The sequence below is a fragment of the Burkholderia sp. genome (assembly GCF_018375725.1).
Classification (GTDB): domain Bacteria; phylum Pseudomonadota; class Gammaproteobacteria; order Burkholderiales; family Burkholderiaceae; genus Burkholderia.
The window spans coordinates 1-16,142 of the sequence record NZ_JAHACR010000068.1 but is presented as its reverse complement, the minus strand read 5'-3'; the positions used below and the strand labels follow the sequence as shown (position 1 = coordinate 16,142).

The window sequence follows — 16,142 nt, the reverse complement described above, 5'->3', positions numbered from 1 at the left end:
CGACGCATCGTTTGTCGAGAGGGCGCGTGCGGCCGGCGTGTCGCTGCAGACGGTCCGCAGTTTTTGCCGAAGCGCCGAACTCGAAGCCGGCGTCATCGTGGGGTATTCGGCATTGACGGCCGCTCAGGCGAAGCATGGCGGCAAGATACTTGGAACGCTGCTGATCTCAGCCGCGTAACCGTCACGATGCCATAACCGCCGATGCCACCCATGCGCCGCCATGTGATGCCTCGGGAAGCCGCAATCGCGACGGGCGTCGCATCGACCTCGGGAAATCCATGACGCCAATCGCACCATCGCGAACCGAAATGAAAGCGGCCTGAACGTGCCTCGACCTTACCATCCGCCTCACTCGAACAACATAAACGCGTAATAGGACCGCAAAATGTAGTGCACAAGCGCCCCGCCGGCCGACATCTGTCCAATGGAAATGGCGTTCACGACGACGTCTCAGTTGCTCATCACATACCGAAGAGGATGTTTACGAACTACCGTTCGTGGTGTGCATGAGCGTCCGAAATACGCAGTCCAGCGGCGCTTGATGAGCGAGCGCATCAAATTCCGACCGATGCCACCGCTCTCGCTACACCGCAACGGCAAGGTCAAGAAATGTACTCACGAGTCTTGGCCGACTGCGTCGGCGCAATAACGCTCACCATGGTGTTCGTAGCGATCCAGCCGTCCAGCATGTCTGCCCACGTTTGAAGCATCGCCCTTCTCTGCTCCGCATACTCGGCCCTGTTGTAGACCGCGCGCACGCCGCGCTGTTCGTGGGCGAGGCATTTTTTGATCCAGTCGGAGTTGAACCCCGCTTCGTGCAACAGCGTGCTGGCCGTCCGCCGCAGATCGTGCACGGTGAAAGGATCAAAATCGGTCCCGTCGTCGCGTATCAGCTTGACCGCGCTGTCGATGACGCGATTCAGGGTGGCGGCACTTATCGGAGCAGCCGTCTCGTAGCGACCGGGATGCAGGTACGCACTCGCGCCGAAGCAAGTCTTGAATGCGACCAGGATGTCCAGAGCTTGCTGACTCAGATAGACATTGTGGGGACGAGCGGCCTTCATCCGCACTTTTGGAATTGTCCAGACTGCGGCGTCGAAATCTACCTCATCCCACACCGCCAAGATGAACTCGGATTTGCGCACCAGCGTAAGCAGCATGAATTTGATCGCCAGACGCAGCGTCGGCATCGTCGGCGTCTGTTCCAGTGCACTGAAAAACACATGGATTTCGGCAGGCGTCAGTGCCCTGTCACGTGGCTTGAACGTGGCGATGGCAGAAGGCCGGATGGCCTCTGCCGGATTGTCCACCTTCAGCCCCCTCGCCTGTACAAAACGGTAGATCTGCAGAACGATGTCGCGCGCCTGCACAGCCGGCGCAGCTGCGCCTCGCTCCTTGATCTTTTCGCACCTGGCCATCAGGCGGGACGGCGTAATTTCTTCAAGCTTAAGTCGGCCGAATTCCGCAGCAAGGTTACGGTCGTAGACCGACCGCCTCATTGCACGGGTCGACTCGGCTAAGGTGGTTTCGGCGAAGTACTTCTCGGCCCACTTTCCGAAGGTTAGGGCCTCGACGGCTTGAACCCGCCTCTCGACTTTCGAGCGCGAGGGGCTATTCCCCTGCTGGATCTCCCTGCGTGCCTGAGCCAGCAATAGGCGAGCCTCCGCGAGGCTGACCGCCATACCGAAGCTGAGATCATCAGCTTCGCGCGGCTTCCGCGAAGGCAGCAGCGAGTCATACCGGCCGATGACCAAGGTTTCCCGGCGGTCATTCACTCGATAGTCGTATCGGAAACTGACCGTACCGGAAGGCGTTACAGCCGCATATAGCCCATGCTGATCGGCCACCTTGTAAATTTTCTCGACCGGCTTCAGCGCCCTCAACTGCATGTCCGTGAGCATAGGACCTCCTCGAACGTATACCGTCAACCGATACCGTCACACCAACTTGACGGTATCGGACAGGGCCGTCCGAGGAGGGAATGTCGATACCGTCTGCGATACCGACATTCCCACCAGGCATTGCCCGGATCACAGCGGATCCCAATGGACAATAACCTACTGTTTTTTAACGGAAAACAGGAAAAACCAGCACTCCCGGAACGACTTGGGAGCAGTTTAGATCACTCCCACTCAATCGTCGCCGGCGGCTTGCCTGACACGTCATACACCACACGATTGATGCCGCGCACCTCGTTGATGATCCGGTTCGATACGCGGCCGAGCAGCGCATACGGCAGATGCGCCCAGTGCGCAGTCATGAAGTCTGTCGTCTGCACCGCGCGCAGCGCCGTCACGTAGTCGTACGTGCGGCCATCGCCCATCACGCCGACGGACTTCACCGGCAGGAACACGGCGAATGCCTGGCTCGTGAGGTCGTACCAGCTCTTGCCGACGTCGGCTTCGCTGCACGAGCCCGCCGCCGCATCCTGCGCGGTCGCGATCGTGCCGCGCAGCTCTTCGATGAAGATCGCGTCGGCGCGGCGGAGCAGTTCCGCATAGTCGCGCTTCACTTCGCCGAGAATCCGCACGCCGAGGCCCGGGCCCGGGAACGTATGGCGATACACCATCTCCGGCGGCAGGCCGAGCGCGACGCCCAGCTCGCGCACTTCGTCCTTGAACAGGTCGCGCAGCGGCTCGAGCAGCTTCAGGCCGAGCGTTTCCGGCAGGCCGCCGACGTTGTGGTGGCTCTTGATCGTCGTCGCCTTCTTGGTCTTCGTGCCCCCCGATTCGACCACGTCCGGATAGATCGTGCCCTGCGCGAGCCACTTCGCATTAGTCAGCTTTTTCGCCTCCGCCTGGAACACCTCGACAAACTCGCGGCCGATGATCTTGCGCTTTTGCTCCGGATCCGTCACGCCGGCCAGATGACCCAGGAACTGCTCCGATGCGTCCACGTGCACGACCTTCGCATGCAGGCGGCCCTCAAACATGTCGAGCACCATCTTGCCTTCGTTGAGGCGCAGCAGGCCGTGATCGACGAACACGCAGGTCAGCTGGTCGCCGATCGCGCGGTGGATCAGCGCGGCGGCGACGCTCGAATCGACTCCGCCCGACAGGCCGAGAATCACTTCCTCGTCGCCGACCTGCTCACGGATGCGCGCAACCGCTTCCTCGATGTGATTGCTCATGATCCAGTCGGGCTTCGCGCCGGCGATGCCGAGCACGAAACGTTCGAGGATCTGGCGGCCCTTGACCGTATGGGTGACTTCCGGATGGAACTGCACCGCGTAGTAGCCGCGCGCCTCGTCGGCCATGCCGGCGATCGGGCAACTCGGCGTCGATGCCATCAGCTTGAAGCCCGGCGGCAGTTCGGCAACCTTGTCGCCGTGGCTCATCCAGACCTTCAGCATCCCGTGGCCTTCCGCCGTCGAGAAATCCTCGATGCCGTCGAGGAGACGCGTATGACCATGCGCGCGCACTTCCGCATAGCCGAATTCGCGGTGGTCGCTCCACTCGACCTTGCCGCCGAGCTGCACGGCCATCGTCTGCATGCCGTAGCAGATGCCGAGCACCGGCACGCCGAGATCCCATACGGCCTGCGGCGCGCGCAGCTGATGGTCTTCGTAGGTGCTCGCGTGGCTGCCCGACAGGATCACCGCCTTCGGTGCGAACTCACGCACGAATTCGTCGGAAACGTCGTTCGGGTGGATTTCGCAGTAGACGTGTGCTTCGCGAACGCGTCGCGCGATCAGTTGGGTGACTTGCGAACCGAAGTCGAGAATCAGGATTTTGTCGTGCATGGCTGCGGACGGGATGGAGAACAAACGGATAAGAAAAGCAGCGCGTCACGCGCTGCGTCAATGGAGTGGACAGCCGCGCCGGACGCAAATGGCGCGCGGCGCATGGCCGATCAATCCTGCATCGGTGGACGTTCGACATCGAACGCCGGTGCGCCGGGCGTGCCGACCGCTGCGACGGATGCCGTGGCCCGCGTCGCGCCGGCATGGCCGCCGACGACCGGCTCGACGCGCCGCGGAACCGCCGCCGGTTCGGCCGCGCGCTTCGCGGCGCGCGCCTCGAGCGCCTGCGCCTTCTCGCGCCGCCGCACGACCTCGGCCAGCCGCACGCCGCCGAGCCCGAGCGCGAACAGCACCGCGCCCGCCACGGCCGAGACGACCTGGCCGGCGGCCGCCGCTGCGGGACCGTGCGAGCCGATCGCCCACACGAGCGTCACGATACCGGTCAGCCAGTACACATGACCGACCGCACGCGCGACCGGCGCCGTCAGGTCGCCGTTCACTGCGGCATGCGCCGCGAGCCACGCGAGCCCGAGCAGCGCGATGCCGAACGCCTGGCCGACCATCGCCGGCTCGACGCTCGCGAGCCGCAGCGCGTCGAACAGCGCACGCCACGGCGTCAGCAGGAACAGGACGCCGAACGCCAGCAACAGCAATGCGTCGACGACGAGCACGGCGCGCAGCAGCGGTTTCATCGGCGCTTAGTCCACGTGGTAGTTCGGCGCTTCCTTCGTGATCTGCACGTCGTGCACGTGCGACTCACGCATGCCGGCCGCCGTGATCTCGACGAATTCCGCCTTGTCGTGCAGTTCGTCGATCGTCTTGCAGCCGCAATAGCCCATGCTCGCGCGCACGCCGCCGATCAGCTGGAAGATGATCGCGTTGACCGAGCCCTTGTATGCGACGCGGCCTTCGATGCCTTCCGGCACGAGCTTGTCGATATTCGCCGAGTTGTCCTGGAAGTAGCGATCCGCCGCGCCATCCTTCATCGCGCCGACCGAACCCATGCCGCGGTACGACTTGAACTGACGGCCCTGATACAGGAACACGTCGCCCGGCGCCTCTTCGGTGCCGGCGAACATGCTGCCCATCATCACGGCATTCGCGCCGGCGGCGAGCGCCTTCGACACGTCGCCCGAGAAGCGGATGCCGCCGTCGGCGATGCACGGCACACCCGTGCCGCGCAGCGCGTCGGACACGTTGGCGATCGCGCTGATCTGCGGCACGCCGACGCCCGCGACGATCCGGGTCGTGCAGATCGAGCCCGGGCCGATACCGACCTTCACCGCGTCCGCGCCGTATTCGACCAGCGCCTTGGCGGCCGCTGCCGTGGCGATGTTGCCGCCGATCACCTCGACGTGCGGGAACGTCTGCTTGACCCAGCGGACGCGCTCCAGCACGCCCTTGCTGTGGCCGTGCGCGGTGTCCACGACGATCACGTCGACGCCCGCCTGCACGAGCAGCTCGACGCGCTCCTCGTTGTCCGGGCCGACGCCGACCGCCGCGCCTGCGCGCAGCTTGCCGTGCTCGTCCTTGCATGCGTCCGGGTGCTCGGTCTGCTTCGTGATGTCCTTGACCGTCATCAGGCCGCGCAGCTCGAACGCGTCGTTGACGACCAGCACGCGCTCGAGGCGGTGGCTGTGCATCAGCGCCTTCGCCTCGGCGAGCGGCGTGCCTTCCTTGACCGTCACGAGACGGTCGCGCGGCGTCATGATCGACTTGACCGGCTCGTCGAGGCGCGTTTCGAAGCGCAGGTCGCGGTTCGTGACGATGCCGACCAGCTGCGGCCCCTCGACAACCGGGAAGCCCGAAATGCCGTGCTGGCGCGACAGCGCGATCACGTCGCGCACCTTCATCTGCGGCGGCACCGTGATCGGATCGCGCACGACGCCGGACTCGAAGCGCTTGACCTTCGCGACTTCACGCGCCTGCTCGGCGGGCGTGAGGTTCTTGTGGATGATGCCGACGCCACCTTGCTGCGCCATCGCAATGGCGAGGCGGCCTTCGGTGACCGTGTCCATCGCGGCGGACACGAGCGGCATGTTCAGGGAGATGTTGCGAGTCAGCTGGGTTTTGAGGCTGGTGTCGCGCGGCAGAACATCGGAGAAGGCCGGGACGAGGAGCACGTCATCGAAAGTGAGTGCTTTTTGGATCAGACGCATGGCAAATCCTATGGGCGCAAAATCGAATTATACGCGATGCGCCGTTAAATTTCACAACACGAACAAGGCCTTAGCCGTTTTCCGCCGGCCAGGGGCCGAATCGTTCGGATTCCGGTTCGTGTCGTTTTCGATCCGGTTTCGTTTCGGGGCGACGCGCATCCGTTCGCGTCGCATGCCGCCGCGCCTGTCGCGTGGGCCGTTTTTCGACCGCCTTCGCCAGCCGCGCCGGCACCGCCCGACGAGTGCAGGAATAAACAAGACGCGCCGCGCCGGCCCGGCTAAGATGCGCGCTCGTCAGTGATTCAACCGGAGAATTCGATGCAGCGCGGTGTGGTGTATGGGGTGTTGGCGGGTGCCTTGTGGGGCATGGTGTTCCTGGTGCCGCGGCTCCTGACCGATTTCTCCCCGCTCCTGCTGAGCGCCGGCCGCTACGCAATGTACGGCCTCGTGTCGCTCGCGGCCGCGATGCCGGCCGCCCGCTCGCTGCTGACGCGACTGACGCGCGAGGATCTCGTCGCGCTCGTCAGGCTTGCGATCGTCGGCAACGTCGCCTATTACATGCTGCTGTCCGGCGCGGTGCACCTGATCGGCATCGCACCCAGCTCGCTGATCGTCGGCGTGCTGCCCGTGACCGTCACGCTCGCCGGTCTCGGCGACCACGGCGCGGTACCGCTCAAGCGGCTCGCGGCCCCGCTCGCGCTCGTCGTGGCCGGCATCGCCTGCATCAACATCGACCTGTTCACGTCGGAGGCCGCGCATGCGACGACGCTCGGCCAGAAACTCGCCGGCATCGCCTGTGCGGCGGGCGCACTCGCAAGCTGGACCTGGTACGCCGTCGCCAACGCGCGCTACCTGCAGCGCCACCATCGCTTCGGCGGCAACGAATGGTCGGTGTTGTGGGGCGTCGTCACTGGATTGATCGGCGGGCTGTGCTGGATCGGCATCGCCGCGCTTCCCGCCGGCACGCTGCAGCCCGAGCTGCCCGCGGCGCGCTGGCATCTGTTCTGGCTGCTGAATCTCGGTCTCGCGATCGGTGCGTCGTGGCTCGGCAACGGCTTGTGGAACGCCGCATCGAAGCGCCTGCCGCTCACGCTGTCGGGCCAGCTGATTGTGTTCGAGACCGTATTCGCGCTGCTGTACGGCTTCGTCTACGACCACCGCCTGCCGCGCGTGCTCGAGATCGCGGCGCTCGTGCTGCTGCTCGCGGGCGTCTACGGCTCGGTGCGCCGGCACAGCGACACGCATGCCGCGGATGACCCGCTGAATGCGAACCTCACCGCGCACTGAGCACGGAGGATTTCATCGGACGAATGCGCAGCTCAGCGCGCGTCCTTCGGCAGCCACTTGCGGCCCTCGACCGAGCCCTCGCGGCGGGACTTGGCGACACGGGCCTGCCGCGCGACCTTCGGATCGACGATCAGCGGCCGGTAGATCTCGACGCGATCGTGATCGGCGAGCCGCGCGTCGAGCGCCGCGAGCTTGCCGAAGATGCCCGTCTTCACGTTCGGGAGATCGATCTCGGGATGCAGGGCGAGCACGCCGCTTGCCTCGATCGCATCGCGGACGGTCGCATCGTCCGGCAACGTGACGGAAAGCAGCGTCTGGCGATCCGGCAGCGCATAACAGACTTCGATCGACAGCATCGCGTCAGCCCTTGCCGTAGCGTTGATCGGCGCGCTTCACGAACGAATCGACGAAGGTGTTCGCGATGTGACTGAAAACCGGCCCGATGATCTTCTCAAGCAGGAAATTCGCAAATTCGTAGTGAAGCGCGAATTCGATCTTGCAGGCATCGGCGCGCAGCGGCGTGAAGCGCCACGAGCCGGTGAACTTGCGGAACGGGCCTTCCGTGAACTCCATGTCGATATGCGTCGGACGCTGCTGCGTGTTGCGCGTCGCGAAATGCTGCTTGATGCCCTTGAAATTGATGTCGATCCTCGCCTCCATTCCGTTCTCGTCCTGACGGAGGATCTGGACACCGCCACACCAGGGCAAAAAGTTCGGGTAGTCGGCGACGTCGGTGACGAGGTCGAACATCTGCTCCGCCGAATGGCGGATCAATACGGTTTTCTGGACATCAGCCATAAATCGTGCGGCGTCGCAAAGGTGGGAACGCAAGCCGGGCGATTCCCGCCCCGCTTTGCTAAAATCCCAATTTTAAACGAGTTGGCCGGTTTCCTTCATGAGCATCATCGACAACAGGAAAGCGCGCTTCGATTATCACATCGAGGAACGCTACGAAGCGGGGCTCGTGCTCGAGGGCTGGGAAGTCAAGGCGTTGCGCGCGGGACGCGGCCAGATCAAGGAGGGCTACGTCGTCGTGAAGCACGCCGAGATCTTCCTGATCGGCACGCACATCAGCCCGCTGCCCGAAGCCTCGACGCACATCAAGCCCGATCCGCTGCGCACCCGCAAGCTGCTGCTGCATCGCGACGAAATCAAGAAACTGATCGGCAGGGTCGAGCAGCGCGGCTACACGCTCGTGACGCTGAACTTCCACTACAAGGGCGGCCGCGTGAAGTGCGAAATCGGGCTCGCGAAAGGCAAGAAGCTTCACGACAAGCGCGAGACGGAGAAGAAGCGCGACTGGGAGCGCGAAAAAGCGCGCATCATGCGCGCAGGCGTCTGACGCATCCCATCTTCCGCTGCAAACACGACGGCCCGCTCGACGCGGGCCGCGTTGCTTTCACGGACAGGCCGGGGCGCCAGCGGGTGCGCTGCCGTATCGCATGCGCCCGGATCGCACGCATCCGGCAATCTGCCCGGCAGACGGCAGGCAAAATCAGCGGCAATTTGCCGCGCCGCCGATGACAGGAAAACGCCCGCTCAGGCCTTGCCGGCCGGCGCACCGGCTGCCGCCGGCGACGCCCGCTTGACGATGGACAATGCCGATGCGATCGCGGTGCCGAGATCGGACAGGTTCGACGGCACGATCAGCGTATTCCCCTGCTTCGCGAGATTCGAGAACGCGCCGACATACTGCTCGGCGACTTTCAGGTTCACGGCGTCCATGCCGCCTTGCGACTGGATGGCATTCGCGATCTTCTGGATCGCCTGCGCGTTGGCCTCGGCCACCGCGAGAATCGCCGCCGCCTCGCCCTGCGCCTGGTTGATCGCAGCCTGCCGTTCGCCCTCGGACTTCTGGATCGCCGCCTCGCGCGCCCCCGCCGCGAGATTGATCTGCTCCTGCTTGCGCCCTTCCGAGGCCGCGATCAGCGCGCGCTTCTCCCGCTCCGCGGTGATCTGCGCCTGCATCGCATGCAGGATCTCCTTCGGCGGCGTCAAATCCTTGATCTCATAGCGCAGCACCTTCACGCCCCAGTTCGCGGCAGCCTCGTCGAGCGCGGACACGATGCTGTGATTGATGAAGTCGCGCTCCTCGAACGTCTTGTCGAGTTCGAGCTTGCCGACCACCGAACGCAGCGTCGTCTGCGCGAGCTGCGTGATCGCGAGCACGAAGTTGCTGGCGCCGTATGACGCCTTCATCGGATCGGTGACCTGGAAATACAGCACACCGTCGACCTGCAGCTGCGTATTGTCCCGCGTGATGCAAACCTGGCTCGGCACGTCGAGCGGGATTTCCTTCAGCAGATGCCGGTATGCGATGCGATCGACGAAGGGCAACACGATATTGAGGCCCGGCGACAGCGTCGCGTGATAGCGCCCGAACCGCTCCAGCACCCACGCATGCTGCTGCGGCACGATCTTGACCGTTTGCGACACGAGCACGATCGCAATCACGAGCAGCACACCCCAGATGATCATCGAGTCCATCAAGCGCTCCCTCCTTGTTGTGCGCGGACGATCAGCCCGCGGGTTTCGCCACGACCACGAGACAGCTGCCGCGCACGGCATGAACCTGATAGATGCGCGCATCGTCAGGCTCGCCATCGGCCAGCTCGACATCCCAGTCCGACCCGCGGTACGGGATGCGCGCATGGCGATCGCGCCATGCGTCGACCGTGACGGTCGCGCCGATATCGAGATTGATGTCGGGATTGGCCGATGCATCGCGTTTCTGCTTGCGTCCGAGCCCCGAACGACGCAGCGCGATCATCGCGACGATCGCAACGGCGGCCGCCGCCGCGAACTGCATGGGCGGCGCAACGCCCGCGACTTGCAGCAAGCCGCCCGCAAGAAAGCCGAGCGCGATCATCAGCAGGTAGAACGTCCCCGTCAGCAGCTCCGCGACGACGAGCACGCCCACGCCAACCCACCAGAACAGATGCCCTGACATGATGCGGCCCCCTCAAGCAAAAACACCCCGGTGCTTACCGGGGTGTTTATAGCATGAAGCTCGCGATTTACCGTCACCGGACCGCGCATTGCACGCGGTCCGGCGAAGCAATCGTTGCCGACCGTTACTTGCGGTTGGCCAGCGCCTGCCACGTCTCGATGATCGTGTCCGGGTTCAGCGAGATCGACACGATGCCTTCGTCGGCCAGCCACTGCGCGAAGTCCGGATGATCGGACGGGCCCTGGCCGCAGATGCCGACGTACTTGCCCATCTTGCGGCAGGTGTCGATCGCGCGCTTGAGCAGGAACTTGACCGCCGGATCGCGCTCGTCGAAGTCGACCGCCAGCAGTTCCATGCCCGAGTCGCGATCGAGGCCGAGCGTGAGCTGCGTCAGGTCGTTCGAACCGATCGAGAAACCGTCGAAGTACTGCAGGAACTCTTCGGCGAGGATCGCGTTCGTCGGCACTTCGCACATCATCACGAGACGCAGGCCGTTCTCGCCGCGCTTCAGGCCGAACTTCTCGAGCAGGCCGACGACGCGCTCCGCCTGCTTCACGGTACGCACGAACGGCACCATGATCTCGACGTTGGTCAGGCCCATCTCGTCTCGCACACGCTTGAGCGCCAGGCACTCCATCTCGAACGCCTGCGCGAAGTCCTCGGCGATGTAGCGCGATGCGCCGCGGAAGCCGAGCATCGGGTTTTCCTCGTCCGGCTCGTAGCGCGAACCGCCGATCAGCTTCTTGTACTCGTTCGACTTGAAGTCGGACAGGCGCACGATCACGGGCTTCGGATAGAACGCCGCGGCAATCGTCGCGACGCCTTCCGTCAGCTTGTCGACGTAGAACGCACGTGGCGACGCATGGCCGCGCGCGACGCTCTCGACCGCCTTCTTCAGATCCTGGTCGATGTTCGGGTACTCGAGGATCGCCTTCGGATGCACACCGATGTTGTTGTTGATGATGAACTCGAGACGCGCCAGGCCGACACCGCCGTTCGGCAGCTGCGAGAAGTCGAACGCGAGCTGCGGGTTGCCGACGTTCATCATGATCTTCACCGGGATTTCCGGCAGTTCGCCGCGCTGCACTTCCGTGACTTCGGTTTCCAGCAGGCCGTCGTAGATCTTGCCTTCGTCGCCTTCCGCGCACGAGACGGTGACGAGCGCGCCGTCCTTCAGCACGTCGGTCGCGTCGCCGCAGCCGACGACAGCCGGCACGCCGAGTTCACGCGCGATGATCGCCGCGTGGCAGGTACGGCCGCCGCGGTTCGTGACGATCGCCGATGCGCGCTTCATCACCGGCTCCCAGTTCGGGTCGGTCATGTCCGCGACCAGCACGTCGCCCGGCTGCACGCGCTCCATTTCCGACGGATCGTGGATCACGCGCACGGGACCCGCGCCGATCTTCTGGCCGATCGCACGGCCCGTCGCCAGCACTTGCGACTGGCCCTTCAGCTTGAAGCGCTGCTCGGCCTTGCCGTTCGCCTGGCTCTTCACCGTTTCCGGACGCGCCTGCAGGATGAAGATCTTGCCGTCGCGGCCGTCCTTGCCCCACTCGATGTCCATCGGACGCTGGTAGTGCTTCTCGATGATGACGGCGTACTTGGCCAGCTCGATCACGTCCTCGTCGGTGATCGAGTAGCGGTTGCGCTGCTCGTGCGACACGTCGACCGTCTTCACGCGGCCCGGCTCGCCCGGCTGCGTGAATTCCATCTTGATCAGCTTCGAGCCGATCGAGCGGCGGATGATCGGGTACTTGTCCTCGGCGAGCGTGGTCTTGAAGACGTAGAACTCGTCCGGGTTCACGGCGCCCTGCACGACCGTCTCGCCGAGGCCGTAGCTCGACGTGATGAACACGGCGTCCTTGAAGCCCGACTCGGTATCGATCGTAAACATCACGCCGGCCGCGCCGACGTCCGAGCGCACCATGCGCTGCACGCCGGCCGACAGCGCGACCTCGGCGTGCGTGAAGCCCTTGTGCACGCGATACGAGATCGCGCGGTCGTTGTAGAGCGACGCGAACACGTGCTTCATGCGGTCGAGCACGTCCTCGATGCCGACGACGTTCAGGTACGACTCCTGCTGGCCGGCGAACGATGCGTCGGGCAGGTCTTCCGCGGTCGCGGACGAGCGCACGGCGAACGACAGTTCTTCCGGCGAGCTGGCCTTCAGGATCTCGAACTGCGCGCGGATTTCTTCTTCCAGGCGCGGCTGCATCGGCGCATCGACGATCCATTTGCGGATCTCGGCGCCGGCCTCGGCGAGCGCCTTCACATCGTCGATGTCGAGCGACTCGAGACGCTTCGCGATCCGTTCCGTCAGATCGTTATGCTTGAGGAAATCGCGGAATGCGAGCGCGGTCGTGGCAAAACCGGTGGGGACCCGCACGCCTGCCTCGGCAAGCTGGCTGATCATTTCGCCGAGCGACGCGTTCTTGCCGCCGACGATCTCCACATCGGTCATCCGCAACTGCTCGAACGGAATGACATACGCCTGATCCTTCGCGACGTTTGCTGCGTTAGTCATAAAAGCCCCTAAGTGTGAAAAAAATGTTCGATCGCGCAAGTGGGCTCGAACGCGGGCGCCTGCAAAAAGGCGCGGCGCGTCTTGCGCAACCTGTTAGATAAACAATCGCGAGCGCCGGCATTCATCCGGCCCGGATTGCAAAAATCCCGGCAGAATGGCGAAAAATCATGCAGATCGCCGAACTTGCCGGGAATTTCTGGTCATTTACGGGAAGTAGGCAGCACGCGATGCTCCTTCCCCACAATTGCTTATCCAACAGGTTGCCGCTATTCTACCGTGCCGGCCGCCGGATGTGGCGCGACCTTGTGACTGCATCCGGCATGCGGCATTCAGGCCGCCCGCGGCATTGCCTTTCACGTTCGACGTCCATTCATGCTGCCTACCGTTTTCATCGTTTCCGACGGCACCGGGATCACCGCCGAGACTTTCGCACACTCGATCCTCTCCCAGTTCGACCAGAAATTCCGGCTCGTGCGCGTGCCGTTCGTCGACTCGCTCGAAAAGGCCTACTCGACCGTCCAGAAGATCAACGAGGCCGCGCTGCACGACGGCCGGCGCGCGATCGTGTTCACGACGCTCGTCGACGGCGAGTCGAACGAAATCGTCAAGCGCTCGAACGCGCTCGTGCTCGACATGTTCCAGCGCTTCGTCGAGCCGCTCGAGCTCGAGCTGCAGCTCAAGTCGAGCCACGCGATGGGCCGCGGCCACCAGAACGCGGACACCGAGGAATACAAGACGCGCATCGAAGCGATCAACTTCTCGCTCGCGCACGACGACGGCCAGTCGAACCGCAATCTGTCCGAAGCCGACGTGATCCTCGTCGGCGTGTCGCACAGCGGCAAGACGCCGACGAGCCTGTATCTCGCGATGCAGTACGGCGTGAAGGCCGCGAATTATCCGCTGATCCCGGAGGACTTCGAGCGCGGCAAGCTGCCGTCCGCGCTGGCCGCGCATCGCGACAAGCTGTTCGGCCTGTCGATCGATCCGCAGCGCCTGTCGGAGATCCGCAACGAGCGCCGCCCCGGCAGCAAATATGCCGCGCCGGAAAACTGCCGTTACGAGATCAACGAGGCCGAGGCGATGATGCGCCGCGAAGGCATCAAGTGGCTGTCGTCGACGCACAAGTCGATCGAGGAAATCGCCACGACGGTTCTACAGGAAGTCCGCCTCGAACGTCAGTCGTATTGATTCGTGCCACCCGGCCGCCTCGCAAGGAAAGGTCGCACCAGGCGGCACCGACATCGCGTTCGCCTGAACGACAAAAAACCCCATGTTCCGAAAAACATGGGGTTCGTCAGCACTCCGAGGCCGCATTCGCTATGCGGCCTTTTCATTTTCATTCGGTCTGCGAACGCGGCGTCGACGCGCGTCACGCGCCCCGCTGCTGCCGGCACTGCTCGAACAGGCACACCGCCGCCGCGGCCGCGACGTTCAGCGACTCCATCCCGCCCGGCTGCGGTATCGTCACGCGATGCGTCGCCGCGTCGCGCCAGAATGCCGACACGCCGGCGCCCTCGTTGCCGAACACCCACACGACCGCCCCCGACAGGTCGCAGTCGTAGATCGCCTGCGCGCCGTGCGAATCGGTCAGCGCGATCGGCACGCCGATCCGCTCGGCCAGCGCGTCGGATGCGACATCCTCGTGGATCGACAGCAGGAAATGCGCGCCCATGCCCGAACGGAGCACCTTCGACGACCAGGCGTACGCCGTGCCCGGCGCACAGAACACGTGTTTCACGCCCGCGGCGGCCGCGCTGCGCAGGATCGAGCCGACATTGCCGGCATCCTGCACGCCGTCGAGCACGACAGCCGTCCCGGTCACGCGTGCCGGCAGCGGATGAGCCGGCCGATCGACGAGCAACAGGAAGCCGACGCCGTTCACGACGCTCGACAGCTGTCCGAACAGCGCGTCCGGCAACGTGACGAGCCGCTGCGCGTCGATGCGCGCGACGATCGCACGCGCCTCGTCGTGCTGCAGCGCGCCTTCGGTCGCGACACACAGTTCGGGCACGGCGCCCGTATCGAGATACGCGCTCGCGAGGTGGAACCCTTCGAGCAGCGCCTGGCCGTTCTTGCGTTGATGGTGCGTCGAACCCGCAAGCGCCTTGAGGCGCTTGTAGAGCGGGTTGTCGCGGGATGTAATGACTTTCATCGGCTGAGGTGGAGCACCGCGCGGACCGGCGCGAACGAGCGGCGATGATGCTCGCACGGCCCGTGCTCGCGCAGCGCGGCAAGGTGTTTCGCGGTGCCGTAGCCCGCATGGGCGTCGAATCCGTAGACCGGGAACTGTTCGTGCAGCACGTCGAGCATCCGGTCGCGCGTGACCTTCGCGAGAATCGACGCGGCGGAAATACTCGGCACGAGCGCATCGCCGCCGACAATCGCCTCGGCACGCACCGACAACGTCGGACAGCGATTGCCGTCGATCTGCGCGAGCGTCGGCACGACCGGCAGCCCTTCGACCGCCCGCTTCATCGCCAGCATCGTCGCGTGCAGGATATTCAGCGTGTCGATTTCCTCGACGCTCGCCGATGCGATGCAGTACGCCCGCGCACGCGCGACGATCAGCTCGTACAGCGCGTCGCGCTTCTTCGCGCTCAATGCCTTCGAATCGTCGAGTCCGTCGATCGGCTGCGCCGGATCGAGAATCACCGCCGCGGCCACGACCGGGCCGGCGAGCGGCCCGCGGCCCGCCTCGTCGACACCGCAGACGATCTCGTTCGGCACGCTGAAGTCGAAGCCATTCTGCGCGCCGGCCGGCGCGGCGCGGCGCGATGCACGTGCGGCCGTCATGCACGCCCCTTGCGTTGCTCGATCACACGCACGACCGCGTCGGCCGCCTTCGCGGCCGTGTTCTGCCGCAGCGTGTGATGCATTTCGGTAAAAATCTCGGTCAGCGCGCGACGATTCGCGTCGTCGCGCAACTGCGTGAGCGTCGCGTCGGCGAGCGCCTCGGGCGTCGCGAAGTGCTGCAGCAGTTCCGGCACGACAAAGCGTCCGGCGAGGATGTTCGGCAGGCCGACGTACGGCAGGTAACCCTGCCGGCGCATGATCTGTCCGGTCAGCCAGGGCACCTTGTACGAAATGACCATCGGCTTCTTCAGCAGCGCGGCTTCGAGCGTCACGGTGCCGCTCTTCACGAGAATCGCGTCGGCCGCCGTCATCGCGACCTGCGAACGGCCGTCGGTGATCGTCAGCGCGAGTTGCGGATGCGCGTCGACGAGCGGCTGCAGCAGCTCGCGCAGCGCCGGCGTCGCCGCCGGCATCACGAAGCGCACGCCCGGCTCGCGCTGCTGCATCAGCGCCATCGCCGCGAAGAAGGTCGGCCCGATCAGCGCAATTTCCGAACGCCGGCTACCCGGCAGCACGGCAATCAACGGTCCGTCGGCCGGCAGGCCGAGCGCGGCGCGCGCGCCTCGCGTGTCCGGCTCGAGCGGGATCTCGTCTGCGAGCGGATAGCCGACGTAGGTCGACGCGACG

At 64.7% G+C, this 16,142-nt stretch carries 14 protein-coding genes and 2 pseudogenes; 4 read left to right on the top strand and 12 right to left on the bottom strand.

The window, feature by feature from the left end:
* Positions 1-178, top strand: a pseudogene (locus tag KH616_RS10905) (PLP-dependent aminotransferase family protein); the annotation flags it as partial.
* A 424-nt stretch (positions 179-602) separates the two neighbouring features.
* Here the strand turns inward: KH616_RS10905 and KH616_RS10900 are convergent.
* From KH616_RS10900 to guaB, 4 genes are all read right to left on the bottom strand, one after another.
* Entirely contained in the window at positions 603-1,901 is a 1,299-nt protein-coding gene (locus KH616_RS10900; protein WP_292243961.1) for a site-specific integrase, read from the bottom strand.
* A 221-nt stretch (positions 1,902-2,122) separates the two neighbouring features.
* Positions 2,123-3,742 (bottom strand): glutamine-hydrolyzing GMP synthase, encoded by a 1,620-nt coding sequence (guaA, locus tag KH616_RS10895; protein ID WP_292243960.1) that lies wholly within the window; start codon positions 3,740-3,742, stop codon positions 2,123-2,125.
* 110 nt (positions 3,743-3,852) lie between these two features.
* On the bottom strand, positions 3,853-4,434 hold the full coding sequence (locus tag KH616_RS10890) for a hypothetical protein (protein ID WP_292243958.1): 582 nt from the start codon (positions 4,432-4,434) through the stop codon (positions 3,853-3,855).
* A gap of 6 nt (positions 4,435-4,440) precedes the next feature.
* Complete coding sequence (guaB, locus tag KH616_RS10885) at positions 4,441-5,901, bottom strand: IMP dehydrogenase (RefSeq protein WP_292243957.1); 1,461 nt, start codon at positions 5,899-5,901, stop codon at positions 4,441-4,443.
* Positions 5,902-6,219: 318 nt separating this feature from the next.
* On the opposite strand from guaB, the gene KH616_RS10880 reads away from it, so the two are divergent.
* On the top strand, positions 6,220-7,188 hold the full coding sequence (locus KH616_RS10880; protein WP_292243955.1) for a DMT family transporter: 969 nt from the start codon (positions 6,220-6,222) through the stop codon (positions 7,186-7,188).
* Positions 7,189-7,220: 32 nt separating this feature from the next.
* Here KH616_RS10880 and KH616_RS10875 read toward each other — a convergent pair whose 3' ends face one another.
* Entirely contained in the window at positions 7,221-7,544 is a 324-nt protein-coding gene (locus KH616_RS10875) for an RnfH family protein (protein ID WP_292243954.1), read from the bottom strand.
* A gap of 4 nt (positions 7,545-7,548) precedes the next feature.
* A complete protein-coding gene (locus KH616_RS10870) occupies positions 7,549-7,986 on the bottom strand; it encodes a type II toxin-antitoxin system RatA family toxin (protein ID WP_292243953.1) in 438 nt (145 codons plus the stop codon).
* A 97-nt stretch (positions 7,987-8,083) separates the two neighbouring features.
* Here KH616_RS10870 and smpB point away from each other — a divergent pair, with 97 nt between their 5' ends.
* Positions 8,084-8,530 (top strand): SsrA-binding protein SmpB, encoded by a 447-nt coding sequence (smpB, locus tag KH616_RS10865; RefSeq protein WP_292243952.1) that lies wholly within the window; start codon positions 8,084-8,086, stop codon positions 8,528-8,530.
* 197 nt (positions 8,531-8,727) lie between these two features.
* On the opposite strand, the gene KH616_RS10860 is transcribed toward smpB, so the two are convergent.
* From KH616_RS10860 to ppsA, 3 genes are all read right to left on the bottom strand, one after another.
* The gene (locus tag KH616_RS10860; RefSeq protein WP_292243951.1) at positions 8,728-9,675 is read right to left on the bottom strand and encodes an SPFH domain-containing protein; all 948 of its coding nucleotides are present in this window, start codon (positions 9,673-9,675) and stop codon (positions 8,728-8,730) included.
* Between the two features lie 31 nt (positions 9,676-9,706).
* Positions 9,707-10,141, bottom strand: coding sequence for an NfeD family protein (locus tag KH616_RS10855; RefSeq protein WP_292243963.1), 435 nt, complete (start codon positions 10,139-10,141; stop codon positions 9,707-9,709).
* A 121-nt stretch (positions 10,142-10,262) separates the two neighbouring features.
* Entirely contained in the window at positions 10,263-12,662 is a 2,400-nt protein-coding gene (ppsA, locus tag KH616_RS10850) for a phosphoenolpyruvate synthase (RefSeq protein WP_292243949.1), read from the bottom strand.
* Between the two features lie 372 nt (positions 12,663-13,034).
* On the opposite strand from ppsA, the gene KH616_RS10845 reads away from it, so the two are divergent.
* Complete coding sequence (locus KH616_RS10845) at positions 13,035-13,850, top strand: pyruvate, water dikinase regulatory protein (RefSeq protein ID WP_292243948.1); 816 nt, start codon at positions 13,035-13,037, stop codon at positions 13,848-13,850.
* 181 nt (positions 13,851-14,031) lie between these two features.
* On the opposite strand, the gene KH616_RS10840 is transcribed toward KH616_RS10845, so the two are convergent.
* From KH616_RS10840 to KH616_RS10830, 3 genes and pseudogenes are all read right to left on the bottom strand, one after another.
* Entirely contained in the window at positions 14,032-14,814 is a 783-nt protein-coding gene (locus KH616_RS10840) for an RNA methyltransferase (protein WP_292243946.1), read from the bottom strand.
* Entirely contained in the window at positions 14,811-15,455 is a 645-nt protein-coding gene (gene rnhB / locus KH616_RS10835) for a ribonuclease HII (protein WP_292243945.1), read from the bottom strand. The genes KH616_RS10840 and rnhB overlap by 4 nt, the downstream gene beginning before the upstream one ends.
* Positions 15,452-16,142 (bottom strand): annotated as a pseudogene (locus KH616_RS10830) (lipid-A-disaccharide synthase); the annotation flags it as partial. The pseudogene KH616_RS10830 and the gene rnhB, both read right to left, overlap by 4 nt.

Coding starts and splice junctions, on each gene's coding strand:
- KH616_RS10890 (WP_292243958.1), bottom strand. CDS start 4,434: ATGAAACCGCTGCTGCGCGCCGTGCTCGTCGTCGACGCATTGCTGTTG.
- guaA (WP_292243960.1), bottom strand. CDS start 3,742: ATGCACGACAAAATCCTGATTCTCGACTTCGGTTCGCAAGTCACCCAA.
- rnhB (WP_292243945.1), bottom strand. CDS start 15,455: ATGACGGCCGCACGTGCATCGCGCCGCGCCGCGCCGGCCGGCGCGCAG.
- KH616_RS10845 (WP_292243948.1), top strand. CDS start 13,035: ATGCTGCCTACCGTTTTCATCGTTTCCGACGGCACCGGGATCACCGCC.
- KH616_RS10860 (WP_292243951.1), bottom strand. CDS start 9,675: ATGGACTCGATGATCATCTGGGGTGTGCTGCTCGTGATTGCGATCGTG.
- ppsA (WP_292243949.1), bottom strand. CDS start 12,662: ATGACTAACGCAGCAAACGTCGCGAAGGATCAGGCGTATGTCATTCCG.
- KH616_RS10840 (WP_292243946.1), bottom strand. CDS start 14,814: ATGAAAGTCATTACATCCCGCGACAACCCGCTCTACAAGCGCCTCAAG.
- smpB (WP_292243952.1), top strand. CDS start 8,084: ATGAGCATCATCGACAACAGGAAAGCGCGCTTCGATTATCACATCGAG.
- KH616_RS10880 (WP_292243955.1), top strand. CDS start 6,220: ATGCAGCGCGGTGTGGTGTATGGGGTGTTGGCGGGTGCCTTGTGGGGC.
- guaB (WP_292243957.1), bottom strand. CDS start 5,901: ATGCGTCTGATCCAAAAAGCACTCACTTTCGATGACGTGCTCCTCGTC.
- KH616_RS10875 (WP_292243954.1), bottom strand. CDS start 7,544: ATGCTGTCGATCGAAGTCTGTTATGCGCTGCCGGATCGCCAGACGCTG.
- KH616_RS10870 (WP_292243953.1), bottom strand. CDS start 7,986: ATGGCTGATGTCCAGAAAACCGTATTGATCCGCCATTCGGCGGAGCAG.
- KH616_RS10900 (WP_292243961.1), bottom strand. CDS start 1,901: ATGCTCACGGACATGCAGTTGAGGGCGCTGAAGCCGGTCGAGAAAATT.